This is a genomic window from Breoghania corrubedonensis (genome assembly GCF_003053845.1).
Classification (GTDB): domain Bacteria; phylum Pseudomonadota; class Alphaproteobacteria; order Rhizobiales; family Stappiaceae; genus Breoghania; species Breoghania corrubedonensis.
Genome location: NZ_QAYG01000008.1, coordinates 116,818 through 136,113, shown reverse-complemented (window position 1 = coordinate 136,113; position 19,296 = coordinate 116,818). Strand labels below are relative to the sequence as shown.

The window sequence follows — 19,296 nt, the reverse complement described above, 5'->3', positions numbered from 1 at the left end:
TGCGGTGCGCCCCCTGGGGCGGTTTCTTATCGATCAGATTGCTTCAATCTGATCGATAAGGATATGCTCTAGTCTTTCTTCTTTTTCTTGCCCAGACCGAAGAGGTTCGGCGCAACCTTGAAGCCCTGCTCGATGGTCTTCAGGACCGCCTCGTCGTCCACTTCGCCATCCATCACCTTGTTAATGTCGATACCGCCGCCGAGCTGCTTGACGGTTTCCTGAACCGCCTTTCCGGGGTTTTTCTTCACCAGATCGAGCAGCCCGCCGCTCACAGATTGGAGCTTCTTGTAGGCGTCGCCGGGGTTCTCCAGGATGCCGGCAATATCGGGATAGATCTGCGGCTTGTCCCAGGGCCCGCGGATGACGACGGGAACGCCGAGACCGACCATGTCGTCCGATGCCTCCTTTCCTTCCAGCGAGGCGACGATCTTCGGCTCGACGCGCCAGTCGAGCGTGCGCTGGCCGATATCGGTCTTGCCGCCGCCGCTCACCCGCACCAGTGGCCCGACCAGGTTGAGATCGGAAGTGGTGGCAACCCCCTTGTCCACGACGAAGTTTGCGGACAACTCGTTGAAATCGGTCGCCTGGGCGTCATCGTTCTTGCCCCAGCCGAGCAAGGTCGCGACGGAGAGATTGCGCACCATTTGCGGAATGTTGATACCCCGGATGGAGCCCTTGGTGAACTTCACGAGCGCCTTGCCCGACAATGACGAGGCAAGCGCCGCCTGACTGGCGCCGGAGGCAGCCAGATCGAAGGTAATGGCGGCCTTGCCGTGCAGCGCCCGGAAATCGGCGATATCCGTCAGGAAGGGATGCGCCTCCAGGCCATTGAGATCGAGAGAGGCGGTGACGGCGGGTACGGATTGCGTGCCGTCGATATTCACGACGCCATTGGCAACCCCCTGATAGAGGCTGAGAGGATCGAGACCGGCGCGCAACTTGCCGCCCGTGATCGCAACGGTCAGCCGGCTCTTGTCGATCTTCAGGTCGTCCCACCGGATCGATTTCGCCGAAAGCGCCAAGTCGGCATCCACCGCCTTGAGAGCGGAGAAATCGATCGCTTCGCGGCTCCAGCCGCCGGCGCTCTTCGCCCCGCCATTGACCGACCCGGCTTTGCCGCCGTTCCCGCCGCCCGCGGAACCTTCACCACCCAGGTATGGATCGAGCACGAGCTGATCGAGCGCCAGCGTGGCGGTGATCCTGGGTACGGCGCCATCCAGCACGATCTCGCCCTTGCCCGTACCCGATGTTCCGTCGAGTGCGAGGGAGGCGTCAGAAAAGCCGATGCGCTGTGGCCCCGCCTCGATGCGGCCCGAAGCGGCAAACCGCTTCAGCCCGTCGCCCGGCGGTAACGGATTGCCGGTCCAGGCGAGGAGATCGCGCAGGTTCGCGGTTTCAAACGACAACCGCCCGTCAAACGCTCCGCCAAGTGAAGCTGTGCCCTTCGCACCGAGCTTGAGATGACTGCCGGAAAGAGAGGCATTGATCGCCGCCGGTTTTCCGGCAAGAAGCGGTTCCGGCGCGGCGGAGGCCACCAGAGCGAACCGTTCCCCGTTCCATGTGAGCCCACCCTTCGCGGTCGCCGGCCGGGACAATCCATCCAGCGACAGGTCCAGATCGATCGCCTCGATCCGGTCGGTCGCGGGATCGCCGCCCCCAAAACCGAAGCGATCGAGCGCGATCGTATCGATCGCAAGGCTGGCCGCGACGACCGGTTCCGCCTTGCCCGTATCGGCGACAAGACGACCCGTCAACTTGCTGCCGGCGGCCGATGCGGAGAGATCCTCGATGGCGATCCGTTGCGGCGAGAGATCGGCGGTGGCTGCGATCTTGTAGGCGCCAATGTCGCCCGCGCCTTGCGCCGACACGCCAAACGCGGCAAGTGCCTTGTCAAGTGCCCCCCCCGAGAGGCCGACACGCAAAGTCCCGCCCAGAGGTTCGGCCGCTATCGTGCCGGAGAGCGTGGCCGTTCCGAAATCGCCCGAAATCTGCGCGGTGACTTCGCTCGGCTTGTTCTCGGCCAGCGCCAGAGGCGCCCCCAGTTCGGCCTCCAGATCGAAGGTCGTCCCCTGCCAGACAAGCGAGCCTTCCAGCGTCGCCGCCTCCTCTGCCGATGGCAGAAAGAAACTCGTGTTGATCGACTGTAGCGACACCGCGCTCCCCGACCGCTTGTCGGCGAAGGACACGGTGCCGTCCACTATGGTCAGTTCATCGACCTGTACCCGGCGCATGAGATCGGCCAGATCGCTTCCGGCCTCGTCGGCGGCAACGGAGGAAGCGGGCGCCGCAGGTCGGTCCGTCCGCTGCCCTGGGGCCGGCGGCAAGGTCATGTCGCCGCCGTCCACGGCGAGCGATTCCTCGATCAGATCGCTCAGCGTGCGGCGCGGAGCCCAGCTCGTGCGTCCCGCCGCGTCGGTCTCCAGCAGAATCTGCGGCTTGTGCAACGTGATGCCGGTAATGCGCACCGTGCCGCCGACAAGCGCGGTCAGCGACAGGCCGAAGTCGATCTCCTCGACCTTGGCGAATTCCACGCCATCCGCGCCCGCCTCGCCGGACAGCCCGACATCGCGCGCGCTCAGCGAAAAGCTCGGCAGCAGGCTCAACCCGACAGAACCATCCAGCCTGAGCCGCCAGCCGGTGGCTGTTTCGACCTGGGATACGATCTGCCGCTTGATCGTGTCCTTCGGCAGAAAGAAGGGAACGACCAACGCCACGACAACGACCAGCACCACTATACCAGCAGCAACGACGAGTATGCGTTTCACACGAAACTCCATCGGATACGAATCTGACGGGAGTTTACGTTAATGTCGCGCCGAAATGGTGGCGAATTCGCCTCAGCGGGGGAGAGTTGCGCTATCAATGGGCATATTTGTGCGAACGGCCCGTCATCAAGGCCGTCAGCCAGGGCGAACGTGAGCGCCTCGCCCCAGAGAAGTCCGCCTCAAACCGTCAAATGTGCCCGCATTTCGCTTTCGACCATGCTTTCGCGCGTTCCCTGCATCACCACCTCGCCGCGATCCATCACGGCGAATGTATCGGCGAGATCGCGGGCGAATTCGAAATACTGCTCCACCAGCACGATCGCCATTGTCCCCTGATCGCGCAGCCATTCGATGGCCCGGCCGATATCCTTGATGATCGAGGGCTGGATACCCTCGGTCGGCTCGTCGAGCACGAGGAGCTTCGGCCGCGTCACCAGCGCCCGGCCGATGGCGAGCTGCTGCTGCTGGCCGCCGGACAGATCCCCGCCGCGCCGCCTCAGCATGTCCTTGAGCACCGGAAACAATTCGAAGACGCTCTCCGGGATGGTCCTCTCGCTGGTCGCGGCAAAGCCGGTCTCCAGGTTCTCCTTCACGCTCAGGAGTGGAAAGATCTCGCGCCCCTGGGGCACGATGGCGATCCCCTTTCGAGCCCGCTGGTACGGCGCCATGGAGGTGATCGCCTCGCCTTCGAGCGTGATTGTGCCGCCGGAGACGGGATGCTGGCCGACGATGGCGCGCAGCGTGGAGGTCTTGCCGACCCCGTTTCGCCCCATCAGGCACGTCACCTTGCCGGCCTTCGCTGTCAGCGAAACGCCTTTGAGCGCCTGGGCGGCACCATAGTGGAGATCGATGTTTTCGACACTCAGCACGTTGCGTACTCCTTCACCGCCCGAGATAGACTTCGACCACGCGCGGATCGGCCGAGACGTGATCGAGCGCGCCTTCGGCCAGCACAGAGCCTTCGTGCAACACGGTGACTTTCACGCCGAGATCGCGCACGAAAGTCATGTCGTGCTCCACGACGACGACTGAGCGGGTCTTGTTGATTTCCTTGAGCATGGTCGCCGTTTCCGCCGTTTCGGCATCGGTCATGCCGGCGGCCGGCTCATCCACCAGCATCAGCTTCGGGTCCTGGGCCAGCAGCATGCCGATCTCCAGCCACTGCTTCTGGCCGTGACTGAGATTGGCGGCGAGCTCATCGCGCCTCCCGGTCAGGCGGATCTGTTCCAGCAAGGTGTCGATGCGCGCACGCTCCTGCGCGCTGGAGCGATGAAACAGCGTGGCGAAGGGGCCGCGCGGGGTCTTCAACGCCAGTTCCAGATTGTCGAGCACGGTCTGGCTTTCGAAGACCGTCGGCTTCTGGAATTTCCGGCCGATGCCGAGTTCCGCGATATCGGCCTCATCGAGCCGGGTGAGATCGACCGCGCCGTCGAAGTAGATCTCGCCCTCGTCGGGCCGGGTCTTGCCCGTGATGACGTCCATCATCGTCGTCTTGCCCGCGCCGTTCGGCCCGATGATCGCCCGCATCTCCCCCGGTTTGAGGACCAGCGACAGGGAATTGAGCGCCTTGAAGCCGTCGAAGGAGACGGAGACTCCGTCGAGATAGAGAACGGAATTGGAAGCCTGTTCGAGCATCGTCCTACTCCGCCGCCTGATGGTTCATCGCGTTCGCGATCTCGCCTTCGCGCGGATCTTCGTCCGACCCGGCCTCGGCGCGCGCCGATACGCGCCGCTGGCGCAGCGCACTCCAGTGCTGGCCGATCATGCCGACGATGCCCCTGGGCAGGAACAGCGTTACCGCAACGAACAGACCGCCCAGCGCGAACAGCCAGAATTCGGGAAAGACGCCGGTAAACCAGGTCTTCGCGAAGTTGACGAGAACGGCGCCCAGAACCGCACCAACCAGCGTGCCCCGCCCGCCGACCGCGACCCAGATGACGAGTTCGATGGAGTTGGCCGGCGCGAACTCGCCGGGATTGATGATACCGACCTGCGGCACGTAGAGCGCGCCGGCGACACCCGCCATCATCGCCGACAGCACCCAGACGAAAAGCTTGTAGTGCTCCACCCGGTAGCCGAGGAACCGCGTGCGGCTTTCCGCGTCGCGCACCGCGATCAGCACCTTGCCGAGTTTTGAGCGGGTGACCGCGCGGGCGATGACGAAACCGATGGCAACGGCGGCGACGGAGGCAAAGAAGAGGGCCGCTCGCGTGCCGTCCGCCTGCACAGAATAGCCAAGAATGTCCTTGAAGTCGGTCAGCCCGTTGTTACCGCCGAACCCCATGTCGTTTCGAAAGAAGGCCAGCAGCAGCGCGTAGGTCATCGCCTGGGTGATGATGGAGAGATAGACGCCGGTGACCCTTGAGCGGAAGGCGAACCAGCCGAAGACGAAGGCGAGCAGCCCCGGCACCACCAGCACCATCAACGCGGCGAAGGGAAAGACGTCGAAGCCGGTCCAGTACCAGGGCAGTTCCTTCCAGTTGAGGAAGACCATGAAGTCCGGCAGGTCGGGATTGCCATAGACCCCGCGCGTGCCGATCTGGCGCATCAGATACATGCCCATGGCATAACCGCCGAGCGCAAAGAACGCGCCGTGGCCGAGCGAGAGAATGCCGCAATAGCCCCACACCAGATCGACCGAGAGCGCCAGCAGCGCGTAGCACATGTACTTGCCAAGCAGGCTCACCACGTAGACCGGCACATGCAAGGCGTGATCGGGGGGAAAGAGGAGATTGCCCGCCGGGATGGCGATCGCGAAGGCGGCGAGGACGCCCATGAAGACGAGAGCCTTGCCGTCGAATGCGCGCAGAAGAAACGCCGTGATCATGCTTCGACCGCCCGGCCCTTGAGGGCGAAGAGGCCCCTGGGACGCTTCTGGATAAACAGGATGATGAAGACGAGGAGCAGGATCTTGGCGAGCACAGCCCCGGCATAGGGCTCAAGGAACTTGTTGACGACGCCGAGCGTCATCGCACCGACCAGAGTGCCCCACAGATTGCCGACCCCGCCGAAGACCACCACCATGAAGCTGTCGATGATGTAGCTCTGGCCGAGATTGGGCGAGACGTTGTCGATCTGGGAAAGCGCGACACCGGCGATGCCGGCGATGCCGGAACCGAGACCGAAGGTCATCGCGTCGACCCAGGGTGTGCGGATGCCCATGGAACTCGCCATGCGCCGGTTCTGGGTGACGGCACGGGTGTAGAGCCCGAAGCGCGTGCTTTTCAGCACCGTGATGAGTACGCCGAAGACCACCAGCGAAAAGATGATGATGGCGAGCCGGTTGTAGGTGATGGTGAGCCCGCCGACCTCGGTCAGCCCCGACATCCACGACGGCGTGCCGACCTCGCGGTTGTTGGCGCCGAAGATCGTACGCACCGCCTGCTGCAGGATCAGGGAGATACCCCAGGTCGCCAGCAGCGTTTCCAGCGGCCGGCCATAGAGAAAGCGGATGACGAAACGTTCCAGCGCCACACCGACGGCGCCCGCGATCAGGAAGGCCAGCGGCAGAGCGATGGCGAGCGAGGCATCGAATAGCCATGGCGCTGAATTGCGGATGACCTCCTGCACCATGAAGGTAGTGTAGGCGCCGATCATCACCATTTCGCCATGCGCCATGTTGATGACGCCCATCACGCCGAAAGTGATGGCAAGCCCGATGGCAGCGAGTAGAAGGACCGAGCCCAGCGACAGCCCGTACCAGACGTTCTGCGCCGCATTCCAGGCCGCGAGAATCTGCTCAACGTGGCTTTGCGCGCGTGTGGCGGCATCGTGCAGGGCGGTCTGGCCGGAATTCGCGCTGGAATCCGCCGTTGCGGCGAGGATCGCACGGGCTTCCTGGTCGCCCCGCGCCTTGATCACGCCGACCGCCGCGATCTTGTCGGCTTCGGACGCATCGGAATTGAGGACAGCGGCGGCACGCGCCTCGCGCAACAGCGTCGCGATGCCCGGATCGGTTTCCGCGTCGAGTGCCGCGTCAATCGTTTCGATGGCTTCGGTATCGCGCGCCTTGAAGACCTGTTCGGCCGCCTGCCGGCGCCGATCGGGGTTCTTCGACATCAGCGTCAGTTCACCGAGCGCGGACTGGATGGCGCGCCTCAGGCGGTTGTTGATCTTGATGCGCTCCATGTCGCGCCGACCGGCTTCGCCCGCGACATCGCCGGTGAGCGGATCGATGAGCTGATAGCCGCCGCTCTTCTTCTTCACGATGAAGACGGCGCCGTCCGACTTGCGCGCCATCAGATCGTTGGAGCCCAGCGCCTGCAGGGCCGGCACGGCAGCCTCTTCGCCCGTCGCGGCGATCGCCTCGATCTGACGCTCGGTATCGTCGTAGCGGCCCTTGGCGAGTTCGTTGATGAGCGAGCGCAGATCGCTCTGGTTCTGGGCCAGAACCGGCGCCGAAAGACCGGCCAGCGCGGAAACGGCGATGAGCAATGCGAAAACAAAAGATCTGATCTGGAGCATGTCGGCCCGGCTTTTCCTGGAACTGGCGGGGCGCAGCGGCCCGCCCTCGCTTTCGGAAGCCTTCACCCGGCGCCGTCGCGGCCGCCGGGACACCTCCCCCGAATGAGAGGATGACGCGGGCACGGACGCAAACCGCGGCGCGTTGTTCAGCGGAGGTACGGCGGCGCACGTCAGGAAAGCGCGCCGCCGTACCCTGATTCAAGTCACGCGGGGATCATTCGCCCTTGCCGCCGCACTTGCCGGTCGCGACATTGAAGTTGCCGCAGGACATCGGGGCACGCCAGTCGGAGATCAGGTCCTTGGAGTCGGGCAGAAAGTCGGACCAGGCATCGCCGGGAACGAGGCCGGAGGTCTCGTAGACGGTCTGGAACTGGCCGTCGTCCTGGATCTCGCCGATCAGAACGGGCTTGGTGATGTGGTGGTTCGGCATCATCGTCGAGTAGCCGCCGGTCAGGTTCGGCACGGAGACGCCGACCATCGCGTCGATGACCGCATCGGGATCGGTCGTGCCGGCTTTCTCGACCGCCTTCACCCACATGTTGAAGCCAATGTAATGAGCTTCCATCGGGTCGTTGGTCACGCGCTCCTCGTCCTTGGTGAAGGCGTGCCAGGCGTCGATGAACTCGGCATTGGCATCGGTGTCGACGGACTGGAAGTAGTTCCACGCGGCCAGGTGGCCGACGAGCGGCGAGGTGTCGAGGCCGGCGAGTTCTTCCTCACCCACGGAGAAGGCCACGACCGGGATGTCCTCGGCCTTGATGCCCTGGTTGGCGAGTTCCTTGTAGAAGGGCACGTTGGCGTCGCCGTTGATGGTGGAGACGACGGCGGTCTTCTTGCCGGCGGAACCGAAGGTCTTGATGTCGGACACGATCGTCTGCCAGTCGGAATGACCGAACGGCGTGTAGTTGATCATGATGTCCTCATCCGCGACGCCCTTGGACTTCAGGTAGGCCTCGAGGATCTTGTTGGTCGTGCGCGGATAGACGTAGTCGGTGCCGGCCAGAACCCAGCGCTTCACGCCTTCCTCGTTCATCAGGTAGTCGACGGCCGGAATGGCCTGCTGGTTCGGCGCGGCACCCGTATAGAACACGTTACGCTGGCTCTCCTCACCCTCGTACTGGACGGGGTAGAAGAGGATCGAATCCAGTTCCTCGAAGACCGGCAGCACGGACTTGCGCGACACGGATGTCCAGCAGCCGAAGACCGCCGCGACCTTGTCGACCGAAATCAGCTCACGCGCCTTTTCGGCGAAAAGCGGCCAGTCTGACGCGGGATCGACAACGACCGGCTCCAGCTTCTTGCCGAGCAGACCGCCCTTCTTGTTCTGCTCCTCGATGAGCATCAGCATGGCGTCTTTCAAAGTGGTCTCCGAAATCGCCATGGTGCCGGAAAGCGAATGCAGGATGCCGACCTTGATCGTTTCTTCCTGCGCCGCTGCGCCTGTGGTGAAGCCCGCCGTGATCGATGTCGCCATCATGCCGGCGACCGCCGCACCGCCGATGGTCCGGCGGAGCCTGTTCATGCCTGTCGCAATGCCTGTTGCCATTTTGGTAGTCCCCCATGGTCGGTGTGCGGCAGCTCCGGAATTCCGCCTCCGGAACACCCTCTCGGGACGCCTGGCTGCCATCACCCGCAATGGTCGGCGGTTATTGTGCACCGCCATATACGTCGATTGACGTAGAGCCCTGCGTGTTTTGCGCAGCCCGCCCCTCGCCGTCTTCCGGCGCGATTAATTCGGCGGCACGAACCCTGCAACGGTGAAGAGCAGAGCAAAGCCGAAAACCGCAGAAAGGCCTGTGAACGCAGGAAAGAAAGCCGATGGGGCAAGTCGATTGCCGTAATTTTCGTCATTTGCACAGATATCAGGCAGAAACGAGCGGATGACCGCACGCCAGCGCATCATGCCGGTTCGGCGCAAATACAATCAGTGGGTCGCCAACCAGACGCTGGAGGACTACGCCCTGCGGTTCACCGCCAAGGCGGCTCGGCGCTTTTCCAGCCAGCGCATTTCCCAGACCGCCATCGGCGCGATTTCCTTCCTCGCGCTGGAGGCGATCGGCGGCGCCATCACCTTGTCCTACGGCACGATCAACGCCTTCGCCGCGATCCTGGTCGGCAGCCTGGTGATCCTGTTCATCGGCCTTCCGATCGCCCGCCACGCCACGCGCCACGGCGTCGATATCGATCTGCTCAGCCGCGGCGCCGGTTTTGGCTATATCGGCTCGACGGTCACCTCACTGATCTACGCGAGTTTCACCTTCATCCTGTTCGCCATCGAGGCGTCGATCATGTCGAGCGCACTCGAATATGCGCTCGGCTTGCCGCTTTGGGTCGGTTACGTCGTCTCGGCCGTCGCCGTCATTCCGCTGGTCACACACGGCGTCACGCTGATCAGCCGCTTCCAGCTGATCACCCAACCCTTCTGGATCGTCCTCAACATCGCGCCGTTCCTGTTCATCGCCTGGGCGGACCGGAGTTCGTTCGGCCAATGGCTCGATTTCGCGGGCGTGCATTCCACGCCCATTTCAGGAGCCGGGGCCACCGGTATCTTCGCCGGGCTCGACCTGCTGAAATTCGGCGCCGCCTCCGCCGTCATCCTCGCGCTGATGGCGCAGATCGGGGAACAGGTCGACTTTCTCCGCTTCCTGCCCGCGCAGGACGTCGCCAAGACCCGACACCGTCTGGCCCGCTTCCTGGCGGGAGCCGGCTGGGTAGTCCTTGGCGCACCGAAGATGCTGGCCGGATCGTTCCTCGCCGTGCTTGCGCTTTCCGCCGGCGTGCCGGCCGACCATGCCGCAGAGCCCTCGCGCATGTATGCGGTCGCCTTCGGCTACATGCTGCCCTGGCCCGCAGCGGTGATGCTGCTGATGGCCTGCTTCGTCGTCGTCTCGCAGCTCAAGATAAACGTCATGAACGCCTATGCGGGCTCGCTCGCCTGGTCGAACTTCTTTTCCCGACTGACCCACAGCCACCCCGGTCGGGTGGTCTGGCTAGTCTTCAACGTTTCCATCGCGCTTTTGTTGATGGAGCTCGGCATCTACCGGGTGCTGGAGGAAACGCTCGGCGTCTTCTCCATCATCGCCATGGCCTGGCTTTCCGCCATTTCATCGGATCTCTTCATCAACAAGCCGCTTGGTCTTTCGCCGCCCGGCATCGAGTTCAAGCGCGCCCATCTGTACGATATCAACCCCGTGGGCACCGGTGCCGTGGCACTCGCGACGACCATCGCGCTGATTGCCCATGCCGGTCATTTCGGCGCGGCCGCCGCCGCTCTCTCCACCTTCATCGCCATGGGCGTCGCCTATGTCACGGTTCCCCTCATCGCCTTCGCCACGCGCGGGCGCTACTACCTCGCCCGCAAACCGCGCCCGCACTGGCAGACCCTCCCCTCCCTGACCTGCTCCATCTGCGAGAACGCGTTTGAGCCGGAGGACATGGCCTACTGCCCGGCCTACCAGAGGCCGATCTGCTCGCTGTGCTGCTCCCTCGATGCGCGCTGCCACGACCTTTGCAAGCCCGATGCGCGTCTCGCCCGCCAGATCGGAGCCGCGGCCGACCGGTTGCTGCCCGGCTGGCTGGTGAGCCGGCTCGGGACCCGGCTCGGGCGCTACGCCCTGACCTCGACGTTCGCTATCGCCGCCATCGGCCTGCTGCTGGCCGTGATCTACCAGCAGGCGACGGCGGGACGGCCGGGCGAGGCGACGCTCGTCGGCGAGACGGTGACGCTGATCTTCTTCGTCTTCGCGATCATCACCGGTATCGCCACCTGGTTTCTGGTGCTCGCCCACGACACGCGCCACGTCGCGGAAGAGGAATCGCTGCGCCAGAACGCCCTGCTGCTGAAGGAAATCGAAGCCCATCAGCGGACGGACGCGGAACTGCAACGCGCCAAGGAAGTGGCGGAGGCCGCGAACCTCGCCAAAAGCCGCTATGTCGTCGGCCTCAGCCACGAGCTGCGAACGCCGCTCAACGCGGTTCTGGGCTATGCCCAGGTGCTGGAGCGCTCCGATGGCAATCCTGCCCCCACCGAGGCGGGCATCAAGGTGATCAGGCGCTCCGCCGAACATCTTTCCGGGCTGATCGATGGCCTGCTGGATATTTCGCGCATCGAGGCCGGACGGTTGCAGGTCTATTCCAACGAGATCAACATTCAGGATTTTCTGGATCAGATCGTCGACATGTTCCGCCCGCAAGCCGCCGCCAAGAGGCTCGCCTTCGACTATGTGCGCTCCCCCAGCCTTCCCCTCTTCGTGCGCACCGATGAAAAGCGGCTCAGGCAGATCCTGGTCAACCTGCTTTCCAACGCCATCAAGTTCACGGAAACGGGCAGGATCGCACTGGCGGTCGACTACCGCTCGCAGGTCGCAAGCTTCACCGTCTCGGATACCGGACGCGGCATCGCCGCCACCGATCAGGCCAAGGTGTTCGAACCCTTCGGCCGCGGCGAAGAAGACGGCCGGTCCCTGACGCCGGGCCTCGGCCTCGGCCTGACCATCACCAAACTTCTGGCGGAAACGCTGGGCGGTGAGATTTCCCTGACGAGCGCGCGCGGAGAAGGCAGCACGTTCCGCGTACGGCTGATGCTCTCCTCGATCGCCACGCCCTCGAAGACGGCGGATCGGCGGATCGCGGGCTATGCCGGGACGCGCCGCACCATTGTCGTGGTCGATGACAATGCCGATCACCGCGACCTGATGCAGGAGATCCTTCAGCCGCTCGGTTTCACTGTACTGACCGCCGATGACGGCCCCAGGGCGCTCGAACTGGTCTCCGGTATCCGACCCGACGCCTTCCTGCTCGACATCTTCATGCCCGGCATGAGCGGATGGGACCTGCTCTGCCGCCTGCGCGCCCTCGGCCACACGGCTCCCGCCATCATGCTCTCGGCCAATATCGGCGACGGCGCCTCCGCGATAGAGGAGGATGCACGCCACGACGACACGCTCGCCAAGCCTTTCGACATGCGCCAGCTTCTCGACAAGCTCGGCAAGCACCTGGGACTGGAGTGGCTCGACGCGGACCAGCTTGCAGCGGAAACGGGATCCGGCGGCCCCGACATTTCGCAAGAAGGGACACGCGGCGGCGCGCCCCGCGAAACCGAAGGCCATGCCCTGAGCGCACGCGCGGTACGCGAGCTTATCAACCTTGGCGAAATCGGCTACGTGCGCGGGATCGAAGCCAAGCTGGAGGAACTGGCCGAGACGCCCGGCAACGGAGCCATCGTCGCAACCTTGCGCGGGCACATTCAGGCCTTCGACTTCGCCCGCTACACGCAAACACTGGAGAGCCTGGACCATGCCGAGTAATGCGCTCCGCCAGCGCGACATCGTGCTCGTCGTCGACGATTCTCCCGAGGCGCTCGGCTTCCTGACGAGCGCGCTGGAACAGGCTGGCATTACCGTGCTCGTCGCGACAAGCGGCGAAGCGGCGCTCGCGATCTCCAGCCGGGTAACCCCCGATATCGTGTTGATGGATGCGGTCATGCCCGGCATGGACGGTTTCGAGGCGTGCCGCCGCATCAAGACCGACGCCGCCCTCGCCCATGTGCCGGTGATCTTCATGACCGGGCTAACGGAAACCGAGCATGTGGTTCACGCGTTGGAATCCGGCGGCGTGGACTATCTGACCAAACCCATTAATATCGATGAGCTTCAGGCCCGCATCCGGGTGCATCTCGCCAATGCGCGTTCGGTCCAGAATGCCCGCATCGCACTGGATGCGGCGGGCCGTCATCTGCTCGCCGTTGCGCCTTCCGGTCAGGTCGTGTGGTCAACCCCGCAAGCCCAGCAGGTGCTGAAGGCGATGACGGGCCGCGAGGAGGCGCTCGCCGATCTTGGCCATGAGTTGGCGGCGTGGATCGCTTCGGGCGCAGAGCGCCCCGCCGGTCAGACGGCGACGATGACCATCGGCCTTGGCAATGGGGCAGAGGTGCAGTTCCATCACCTGGGCACGATCGGGGTGGAGGAATATCTCTTCCGCCTCACCACCGCCGACCATCCAAACCAGGCCGGGACCCTGCGCGAGCACTTCTCCCTGACAGGCCGCGAGGCGGAAGTGCTGCTGTGGATCGCCAAGGGCAAGTCGAACCGGGATATCGGCGAAATCCTGGGACTTTCGCCACGTACCGTGAACAAGCATCTGGAACAGATCTACGCCAAGCTCGGCGTGGAAAACCGCGCCTCGGCCGCGGTGCGCGCCGCGCATGTGCTGCACGAGCTGTGAGGACTGAAAGGCCCGGCGCAATCGGCTTGGGCTTCGCGCAAATCGCGGCAGAACGTGCAAGCGGTCGTCTCCAAGGATAGACCGCTTGCGCTCTCGGTCGCCGCGACAACGCGGCAGGACGCACTCTGAGCGAGGAACCGCTCAGAGCTTCCCGGTGTCGAGTCCTTCCACCCAGCTGCGGAATTCGGAAAGAAGCGCGGAGGAATCGAGCTCGAGTTCGCTCTTCATCGCCTCCCAGAAGTTGTTGTCGTGGACTGACTTCTCCAGCTTGACGTGCAATTCATACTGCCGTTTCTTCAGATCGCCCGCATAGGCCTCGTGCCGGCTCGTCAACTCGCCACGCTTGTCGAGCTGCTTGACCTTCTCGTCGATCGCTTTCGACAAAAGGGCGAGGCGCTCCTTGACTTCCATCTTCTTGCTTTCGGACATGGTTCCCCGCTTGGGCGTTGGTTTTCATCGATCGGTGCGGCACGCTGACGCCGACCCGACAAACGAAGCGTCCTACGGTTCTCGGTCAGGATCAAGAGCCGGCCTGCCCTGCGGCACCTCAAACCCGAAAGCCCACCATATGATTGTCCCACGCAACCGATGAATTGCGCGCGATGACGGCCGGTTTACCGCCATCGCCCGGCCCACCGGCCAGCAACTCGCCCGCCCCGTCGGAGATCAGGAAGTCGTTGGACGGCCTCGGCGCAACGCCGCATCCATCCACAACACGATCCCGCCCCAGGATCTCGCCGCTTGCCGCATTCCAGTAGACAACCTGTCCGCCGCGTGGGCTGGAGGTCGCGATCGTTTCCCCGTCCCGACTGGTCATGACCGAGCCGATATAGTTGTTGAAGCCGCGCAGGATATCCTGCGGCGCGGACATAAGCTCCGGCTCGTCACCGCGCTTCAGCCGGCCGACGAGCTGCGGCCGCTCCGTCTTGCCGCCCTGGAACTGGCAACCGAACCAGACCGAGCCATGCCCGTCTATCGTCATGTGACGGATAGAGGACAGTCGCTCGCTCTCGCCCAGATCATGGCAGGCGATGATCTCGCCGGTGAGGCGGTCGATGAGCGCGAGTGTCGGCTTCATCGTTGGCAGGTTGAGGATGGTGCGACCATAATCGGGATGGGTTTCCATGCCGCCATTGGCGACGACGAGCGTGCGCCCGTCGGGAGCCAGCAGCACCTCATGTGGCCCCACGCCGCCGGACGCGAACTCCGCGATCCGCCGATAGCCGTCGCTCGTGTCATAGACACCGATGAATCCCTGGCCGTTTTCGAAGTCGTTCTCGGTCGCGTAAAGCAGCTTGCCGTCTGGCGAATAGACCCCGTGGCCATAGAAATGGCGTTCCTCCGGCGAGGAAAAGAACACCGGCGCACGCTTGCCAAGAACGTCGAACGCGGCGGCGAAGGTGCCCGGCCGCCGCGCGAACGCCACCGCCCGCCCGCTCGCGGCATGCAGGGTCACGTCGTGCCCGCGTCCCGGCAGCGGCACGCGAACCACATCCTTGCCGTCCGGCGTGAAGACAACAACCGCATAGCCGCTGTCACCCTCCTTCCGGGCTGACAGGAACAGCGTGTCGTTCGCTTCCATCGCGGCAAGCTGCCGGGGGGCGAGCCCGGCAAGCAGGGCCGCACCAGCACCAGCCAGAAGCAACCTGCGGTCAATCTCCGTCGAGCGCATTGAACCCCACCTGAATCTTCAACGCGACAGCCAGTTCCTCGCCTGCGCTATCGCGGACACCGTCCAAAACAACATCAATGAAGGCGAGCTTGTCGTAGGCTTCGCGTTTTCGCAGCGTCTTCGTCAGCGGCTCTTTCATCTCGCCCAGCGTCTTGAGAGCGCTGGAAAGCTCAAACTGCAGGGACGATCCCATCCAGGCGTATTCCTCGTCGAGCATCGGCTCGACCTCAAGCGCGGCCAGATAGTCCTTCACGCCCTCGACACCGGCGCGAATCATCACCAGCGAATTGCCGGACCGGCGGAAGAGCGCCATGCGTGGCTTCGGCTTCCCGGGTCCCTGCCCGAGGATCGGGCCGATCCATTGATCCCGCACGATCTGCAAGCCGGTCGTCAGCCCGCCGAGCACCTGGCTCGCCGCCTCCTGATCCGAACGAAAGGCGATGTTGTCGGGTCCCGGCGCGAGCAGCAGCGCCGCATACCCGTCAGGAGCTTCCCATTCGGTCGCGATCCCATCGGAAATCGAGACAAGATTGTCGCCGATCGCATCCGCATAGCCACAGCGGAATTCCGCGTCCGCGCCGCCGGAAAGAAGACTTTCGCGCGCATCGTCGAAAAGGACAGGTTCCAAAGCCAGCAGACCCTGCATGGCGACGCTCTTTCCCTTCAGGCTTTCAACGGTCAGCACGCTGTCGTCGCGCTCACGCACCGCCTGCTCTGCCTGACGGCGACCGATCGATTTGCGATCCGGCCAGAACAAAAGCCGCTCCAGCCGATGGTCTTCGACAAGCGGGCCAAAGCGCAGGAAGGTGACGCGGGCAAAACCCGCCAGCGCATCGCTGTAGGCGCCCCGCATGTTGTCATAGCCGGCCACATCCGGTGCCGAGCAGAAGGCGCCGATCCGCTCGTCCAGAACGTGCAGGCTGTCTGCGAACCGCCGAAATTCCGGCCGGATGTAACCGTCGATCGCGTTTTCGACGAAGCGGTGATGGTCGTCGGTCCCGTCCGCGCGCGCCGCACCGCAAAGGCAAAGAGCGGCTGCGAGAGCAAGGCCTGTGCGCATCAAGGGGGTGGGCATCAAAGCGACTCCAGAAAACGCAGAAGCGCGGCCCGCTCGTCGGGCTCCATGGCGACGACCGCATCGCGGGCGGCTTTCGCTTCGCCGCCGTGCCACAGGATCGCCTCCAGCGCGTTGCGAGCCCGCCCGTCGTGCAGCATCATCGTATGACCGTTGACGGTTTCCGTCAGGCCGGAGCCCCAAAGCGGCGCGGTGCGCCATTCACGTCCCGTAGCGTCGCCCACCGGACGACCGTCCGCAAGCCCCTCCCCCATGTCGTGCAGCAGCATGTCGGTGTAGGGCCAGATCAGCTGGAAGCGGAACTGCTTCTGCTCCGCCTCGCGGCTGGTGACGAATTTCGGCCGGTGGCACGACGCGCACCCAGCCGCATGGAAGAGTTCCTTTCCGTCCAGAACGTGGCGGTCGTCGACATTACGGCGCATGGGCACGGCGAGATTGCGGGAATAGAACGCGACAAGCTCCATCACAGGGTCCGGCGCTTCCGTGTCTCCGAGATTGGCCTGGATGCCCGAGGGCATGGAGCGGCAGTCGGCCTGTGCCGTTGTGCAATCGCCCCACGGATCCGGGTGAGAGGGGGTCGCGATGCCGATGTCGCCGGCGAAAGCGTCGGCAGCCTGCGAATGCACCGTCGGCATGGTCGCCTTCCAGCCGAAACGGCCGATCATCGGCTCGCCGGTATCCGGGTTGCGGTTCCACGAAACCTTGCCGGAGATGCCGTCTCCATCGGCGTCATCCAGGTCGGCGCCCGCGATGATGTCACCGGGATGGATCGCCTCCAGCAGCCCCAGCCCGATCATCTGCGGCGTCACGCGCGGCGAAATCATCGCCTCCGGGTCCATCGGGCCGTAACCAAGATCGGTGATTGTGTAGCTTGGCTTGCGAAGCGTCACCGTCTCGCCGCCATTGAGCGCGACCGCGACCGGCTCGTAGGCAATGCGCATGTGACCTTCCGGGGTGAGGTCGCCAACGGCGAATTCCTGAAGCTGACCGCCATAGGTCGGTTCCGGGATCCGCATCATCGCCTTGGTGGCAATCGCCTCGCGCTCTGCATCGGTGCGCGGTGGCACCGAAAGACGCAGGAACATGGACGAGGCGATCTCGTCGGCTCCCGGCGGACGACCGCGTCCATCCTTCAGATGACAGTTCTGGCAGGCCCTTGAATTGTAGAGAGGGCCGAGACCGTCGGACGCCTTGGTGGAGGAGGGCGAGGAAACCCAAAGCTTGCGGAAAAGCGCATTGCCGAGCTTGAAGTCGCGCTCCTGCTTGAAGGTCAGATTGGCTGAAAACTGGGAAAAGGCATCCCGGTTGACGAGCTTGCGCGAGGTCGCTGCCCCGCCCTGCATCGTCTCGAAGCGTTCGGGCTTTGAAAAGTCGCCGGTCGTCTTGACCACTTTGGCGACGCGCGCACGGTCTTTCGGCGTGAGATCGGTGCGCCAGGAAAGAACGCCGTCAGCGCGCACGGGCTGCCACGAAACGGCAAGAGCGGCACAGGCGATGACGGTCAGCGTGGCGGCAAGAACGGGAGCAACCCGCAACAAGCGATCGGCTGGGCATGACCGGAACGGGATCATGTGGGTCGGCTTCCTTGTCTTGGTCCTGTGGTCACAAGCGCGCCGACAAGGTCTCCTCCCCTGAAAACGCGCAACAGCCCGCACCCCCTCGTGGCGCTGCCCGGCGACGGGCGGACGTGACGAAGGTTCACGGACGGAAGACGGGCGGCACAACGGCACCGCCCGCGTCCCTTAATTCAGTCCTATTGAAAAACGGCGTCCGGGTTGTCTAGGCTATCGGAGCCCTCAACTTCCAGCGCTTCCAGATCGAGAACCGCCACGGCACGCTCGATTGACCGGGTCTGATCGATCAGCGCATTGATCGCGGCCTGAACGACGGCGTTTCCCGCGTCATTGCCCTCGCCGATCATCTGGTCGTAGGCCTCGACCGTTTCACCGCGTTTCTTCATCTCGGTGAAGGCCGCATGCGTGGCTTCAAGCTTGGTGCCCAGCTCTTCGGCAACCCCGGCATCGGCGTCCCCGACGAGATCGGCGACACTCGGCCCCTCCACGATAGACCCGTCCACACGCTGGTAGCGGCCCTCATAGACGTTCTTGATGCCAAGCGCGTCGTAGTAGTGCGAGTTGAAGGTGTTGTCGGAGAAGCAGTCGTGCTCTTCTTCCGGATCGTGGAGCAGCAGACCGAGCTTCATGCGCTCGCCCGCCAGTTCGCCGTAGGACAGCGAGCCCATGCCTGTCAGGATCGTGCGAAGCGCTCCGGCTTCGCCGTTTTCCATCAGCGCCGTGCGCGCCGCGCCGCCGTCCTTCCAATTGCCGACCATCTCTTCAAGATCGGTCAGCAACAGATCGGACGCCGAAGACAGATATGCGGCGCGGCGCTCGCAATTTCCGCCCGTGCAATTGGCAGGATCGAAGTCGGTTGCCGGACGCGCGCCGGCACCGGCATTTGTGCCGTTCAGATCCTGCCCCCACAGCAGGAACTCGATGGCGTGATAGCCAGTGGCCACGTTGGCTTCGACATCGCCGGCTTCCTGCAACGTACCTGCCAGAAATTCCGGCGTGATCGTGGAGGCATCGACCTCCTCGCCATTGATCGTGATCGTCTTGTTGGCGATCACGTTGGCCGTATAGAGCTCGTTTTCATCAGATTCCGCGCCATAGGAAGACGCATCGACGTAGTCAATCAGGCCCTCGTCGAGCGGCCAGGCGTTCACCCGCCCCTCCCAATCATCGACGATGGCGTTGCCGAAACGATAGGCCTCGGTCTGCTGATAAGGTATGCGGGCGGCGAGCCAGGCTTCGCGTGCCGCTTTGAGACTGGCGTCGCTCGGCGCGGCGACCAGCTTTTCGATCGCGGCATCAAGCTCCTTCGCCGTCGTCAGAGAATCCTCGTAGCCGGCAAGCGCGATATCGGCATAGGTCGAGATGACCTCTGACGGTTTTGTCTCCGCGAGCGCGGCTGTGGCACTCAACGCCAATACCGCGGCCGCCGTCGTTGTCCTCATGAATTTCACCAGCATGTCTCCCCTTTTTGATGCTCTGGACGGGTTCCCGAATGGCCCTCGGCGCGCAGTGCGCCGCCGGACA

Annotated in this window: 13 protein-coding genes; 2 read left to right on the top strand and 11 right to left on the bottom strand. The window is 64.0% G+C overall.

Going from position 1 to position 19,296, the window contains the following annotated elements:
• Nucleotides 1–68: 68 nt before the first annotated feature.
• From C8N35_RS18155 to urtA, 6 genes are all read right to left on the bottom strand, one after another.
• Nucleotides 69–2,765: an AsmA family protein gene (locus C8N35_RS18155; protein ID WP_170122156.1), complete on the bottom strand. Its 2,697-nt coding sequence runs from the start codon at nucleotides 2,763–2,765 to the stop codon at nucleotides 69–71.
• Nucleotides 2,766–2,944: 179 nt separating this feature from the next.
• The gene (gene urtE, locus C8N35_RS18150) at nucleotides 2,945–3,634 is read right to left on the bottom strand and encodes an urea ABC transporter ATP-binding subunit UrtE (RefSeq protein WP_107991137.1); all 690 of its coding nucleotides are present in this window, start codon (nucleotides 3,632–3,634) and stop codon (nucleotides 2,945–2,947) included.
• A gap of 13 nt (nucleotides 3,635–3,647) precedes the next feature.
• Entirely contained in the window at nucleotides 3,648–4,400 is a 753-nt protein-coding gene (gene urtD, locus C8N35_RS18145; protein ID WP_107991136.1) for an urea ABC transporter ATP-binding protein UrtD, read from the bottom strand.
• Nucleotides 4,401–4,404: 4 nt separating this feature from the next.
• The gene (urtC, locus tag C8N35_RS18140) at nucleotides 4,405–5,592 is read right to left on the bottom strand and encodes an urea ABC transporter permease subunit UrtC (RefSeq protein WP_107991135.1); all 1,188 of its coding nucleotides are present in this window, start codon (nucleotides 5,590–5,592) and stop codon (nucleotides 4,405–4,407) included.
• A complete protein-coding gene (urtB, locus tag C8N35_RS18135) occupies nucleotides 5,589–7,229 on the bottom strand; it encodes an urea ABC transporter permease subunit UrtB (protein ID WP_107991134.1) in 1,641 nt (546 codons plus the stop codon). Before urtB ends, urtC begins: the two co-directional genes overlap by 4 nt.
• A gap of 214 nt (nucleotides 7,230–7,443) precedes the next feature.
• A complete protein-coding gene (gene urtA / locus C8N35_RS18130; RefSeq protein WP_428977122.1) occupies nucleotides 7,444–8,706 on the bottom strand; it encodes an urea ABC transporter substrate-binding protein in 1,263 nt (420 codons plus the stop codon).
• 403 nt (nucleotides 8,707–9,109) lie between these two features.
• On the opposite strand from urtA, the gene C8N35_RS18125 reads away from it, so the two are divergent.
• Both C8N35_RS18125 and C8N35_RS18120 read left to right on the top strand, forming a co-directional pair.
• Complete coding sequence (locus C8N35_RS18125) at nucleotides 9,110–12,535, top strand: hybrid sensor histidine kinase/response regulator (RefSeq protein ID WP_107991132.1); 3,426 nt, start codon at nucleotides 9,110–9,112, stop codon at nucleotides 12,533–12,535.
• Entirely contained in the window at nucleotides 12,525–13,451 is a 927-nt protein-coding gene (locus C8N35_RS18120) for a response regulator transcription factor (RefSeq protein ID WP_107991131.1), read from the top strand. The genes C8N35_RS18125 and C8N35_RS18120 overlap by 11 nt, the downstream gene beginning before the upstream one ends.
• Before the next feature lie 141 nt (nucleotides 13,452–13,592).
• Here C8N35_RS18120 and C8N35_RS18115 read toward each other — a convergent pair whose 3' ends face one another.
• From C8N35_RS18115 to C8N35_RS18095, 5 genes are all read right to left on the bottom strand, one after another.
• Nucleotides 13,593–13,880 carry a hypothetical protein gene (locus C8N35_RS18115; RefSeq protein ID WP_107991130.1) on the bottom strand — a complete coding sequence of 96 codons (288 nt, stop codon included), beginning with the start codon at nucleotides 13,878–13,880 and terminating at the stop codon, nucleotides 13,593–13,595.
• A 118-nt stretch (nucleotides 13,881–13,998) separates the two neighbouring features.
• On the bottom strand, nucleotides 13,999–15,123 hold the full coding sequence (locus C8N35_RS18110) for a DUF1513 domain-containing protein (protein WP_107991129.1): 1,125 nt from the start codon (nucleotides 15,121–15,123) through the stop codon (nucleotides 13,999–14,001).
• Nucleotides 15,104–16,198 carry an imelysin family protein gene (locus C8N35_RS18105; protein WP_107991128.1) on the bottom strand — a complete coding sequence of 365 codons (1,095 nt, stop codon included), beginning with the start codon at nucleotides 16,196–16,198 and terminating at the stop codon, nucleotides 15,104–15,106. Before C8N35_RS18105 ends, C8N35_RS18110 begins: the two co-directional genes overlap by 20 nt.
• Nucleotides 16,198–17,769 (bottom strand): di-heme oxidoreductase family protein, encoded by a 1,572-nt coding sequence (locus C8N35_RS18100; RefSeq protein ID WP_107991127.1) that lies wholly within the window; start codon nucleotides 17,767–17,769, stop codon nucleotides 16,198–16,200. The genes C8N35_RS18105 and C8N35_RS18100 overlap by 1 nt, the downstream gene beginning before the upstream one ends.
• A 182-nt stretch (nucleotides 17,770–17,951) precedes the next feature.
• Complete coding sequence (locus C8N35_RS18095) at nucleotides 17,952–19,214, bottom strand: imelysin family protein (protein WP_107991232.1); 1,263 nt, start codon at nucleotides 19,212–19,214, stop codon at nucleotides 17,952–17,954.
• Nucleotides 19,215–19,296: the final 82 nt, after the last annotated feature.

Coding starts and splice junctions, on each gene's coding strand:
- C8N35_RS18110 (WP_107991129.1), bottom strand. CDS start 15,123: ATGCGCTCGACGGAGATTGACCGCAGGTTGCTTCTGGCTGGTGCTGGT.
- urtD (WP_107991136.1), bottom strand. CDS start 4,400: ATGCTCGAACAGGCTTCCAATTCCGTTCTCTATCTCGACGGAGTCTCC.
- C8N35_RS18095 (WP_107991232.1), bottom strand. CDS start 19,214: ATGAGGACAACGACGGCGGCCGCGGTATTGGCGTTGAGTGCCACAGCC.
- C8N35_RS18115 (WP_107991130.1), bottom strand. CDS start 13,880: ATGTCCGAAAGCAAGAAGATGGAAGTCAAGGAGCGCCTCGCCCTTTTG.
- C8N35_RS18105 (WP_107991128.1), bottom strand. CDS start 16,198: ATGCCCACCCCCTTGATGCGCACAGGCCTTGCTCTCGCAGCCGCTCTT.
- urtC (WP_107991135.1), bottom strand. CDS start 5,592: ATGATCACGGCGTTTCTTCTGCGCGCATTCGACGGCAAGGCTCTCGTC.
- C8N35_RS18125 (WP_107991132.1), top strand. CDS start 9,110: ATGACCGCACGCCAGCGCATCATGCCGGTTCGGCGCAAATACAATCAG.
- urtB (WP_107991134.1), bottom strand. CDS start 7,229: ATGCTCCAGATCAGATCTTTTGTTTTCGCATTGCTCATCGCCGTTTCC.
- C8N35_RS18100 (WP_107991127.1), bottom strand. CDS start 17,769: ATGATCCCGTTCCGGTCATGCCCAGCCGATCGCTTGTTGCGGGTTGCT.
- C8N35_RS18120 (WP_107991131.1), top strand. CDS start 12,525: ATGCCGAGTAATGCGCTCCGCCAGCGCGACATCGTGCTCGTCGTCGAC.
- urtA (WP_428977122.1), bottom strand. CDS start 8,706: ATGATGGCGACATCGATCACGGCGGGCTTCACCACAGGCGCAGCGGCG.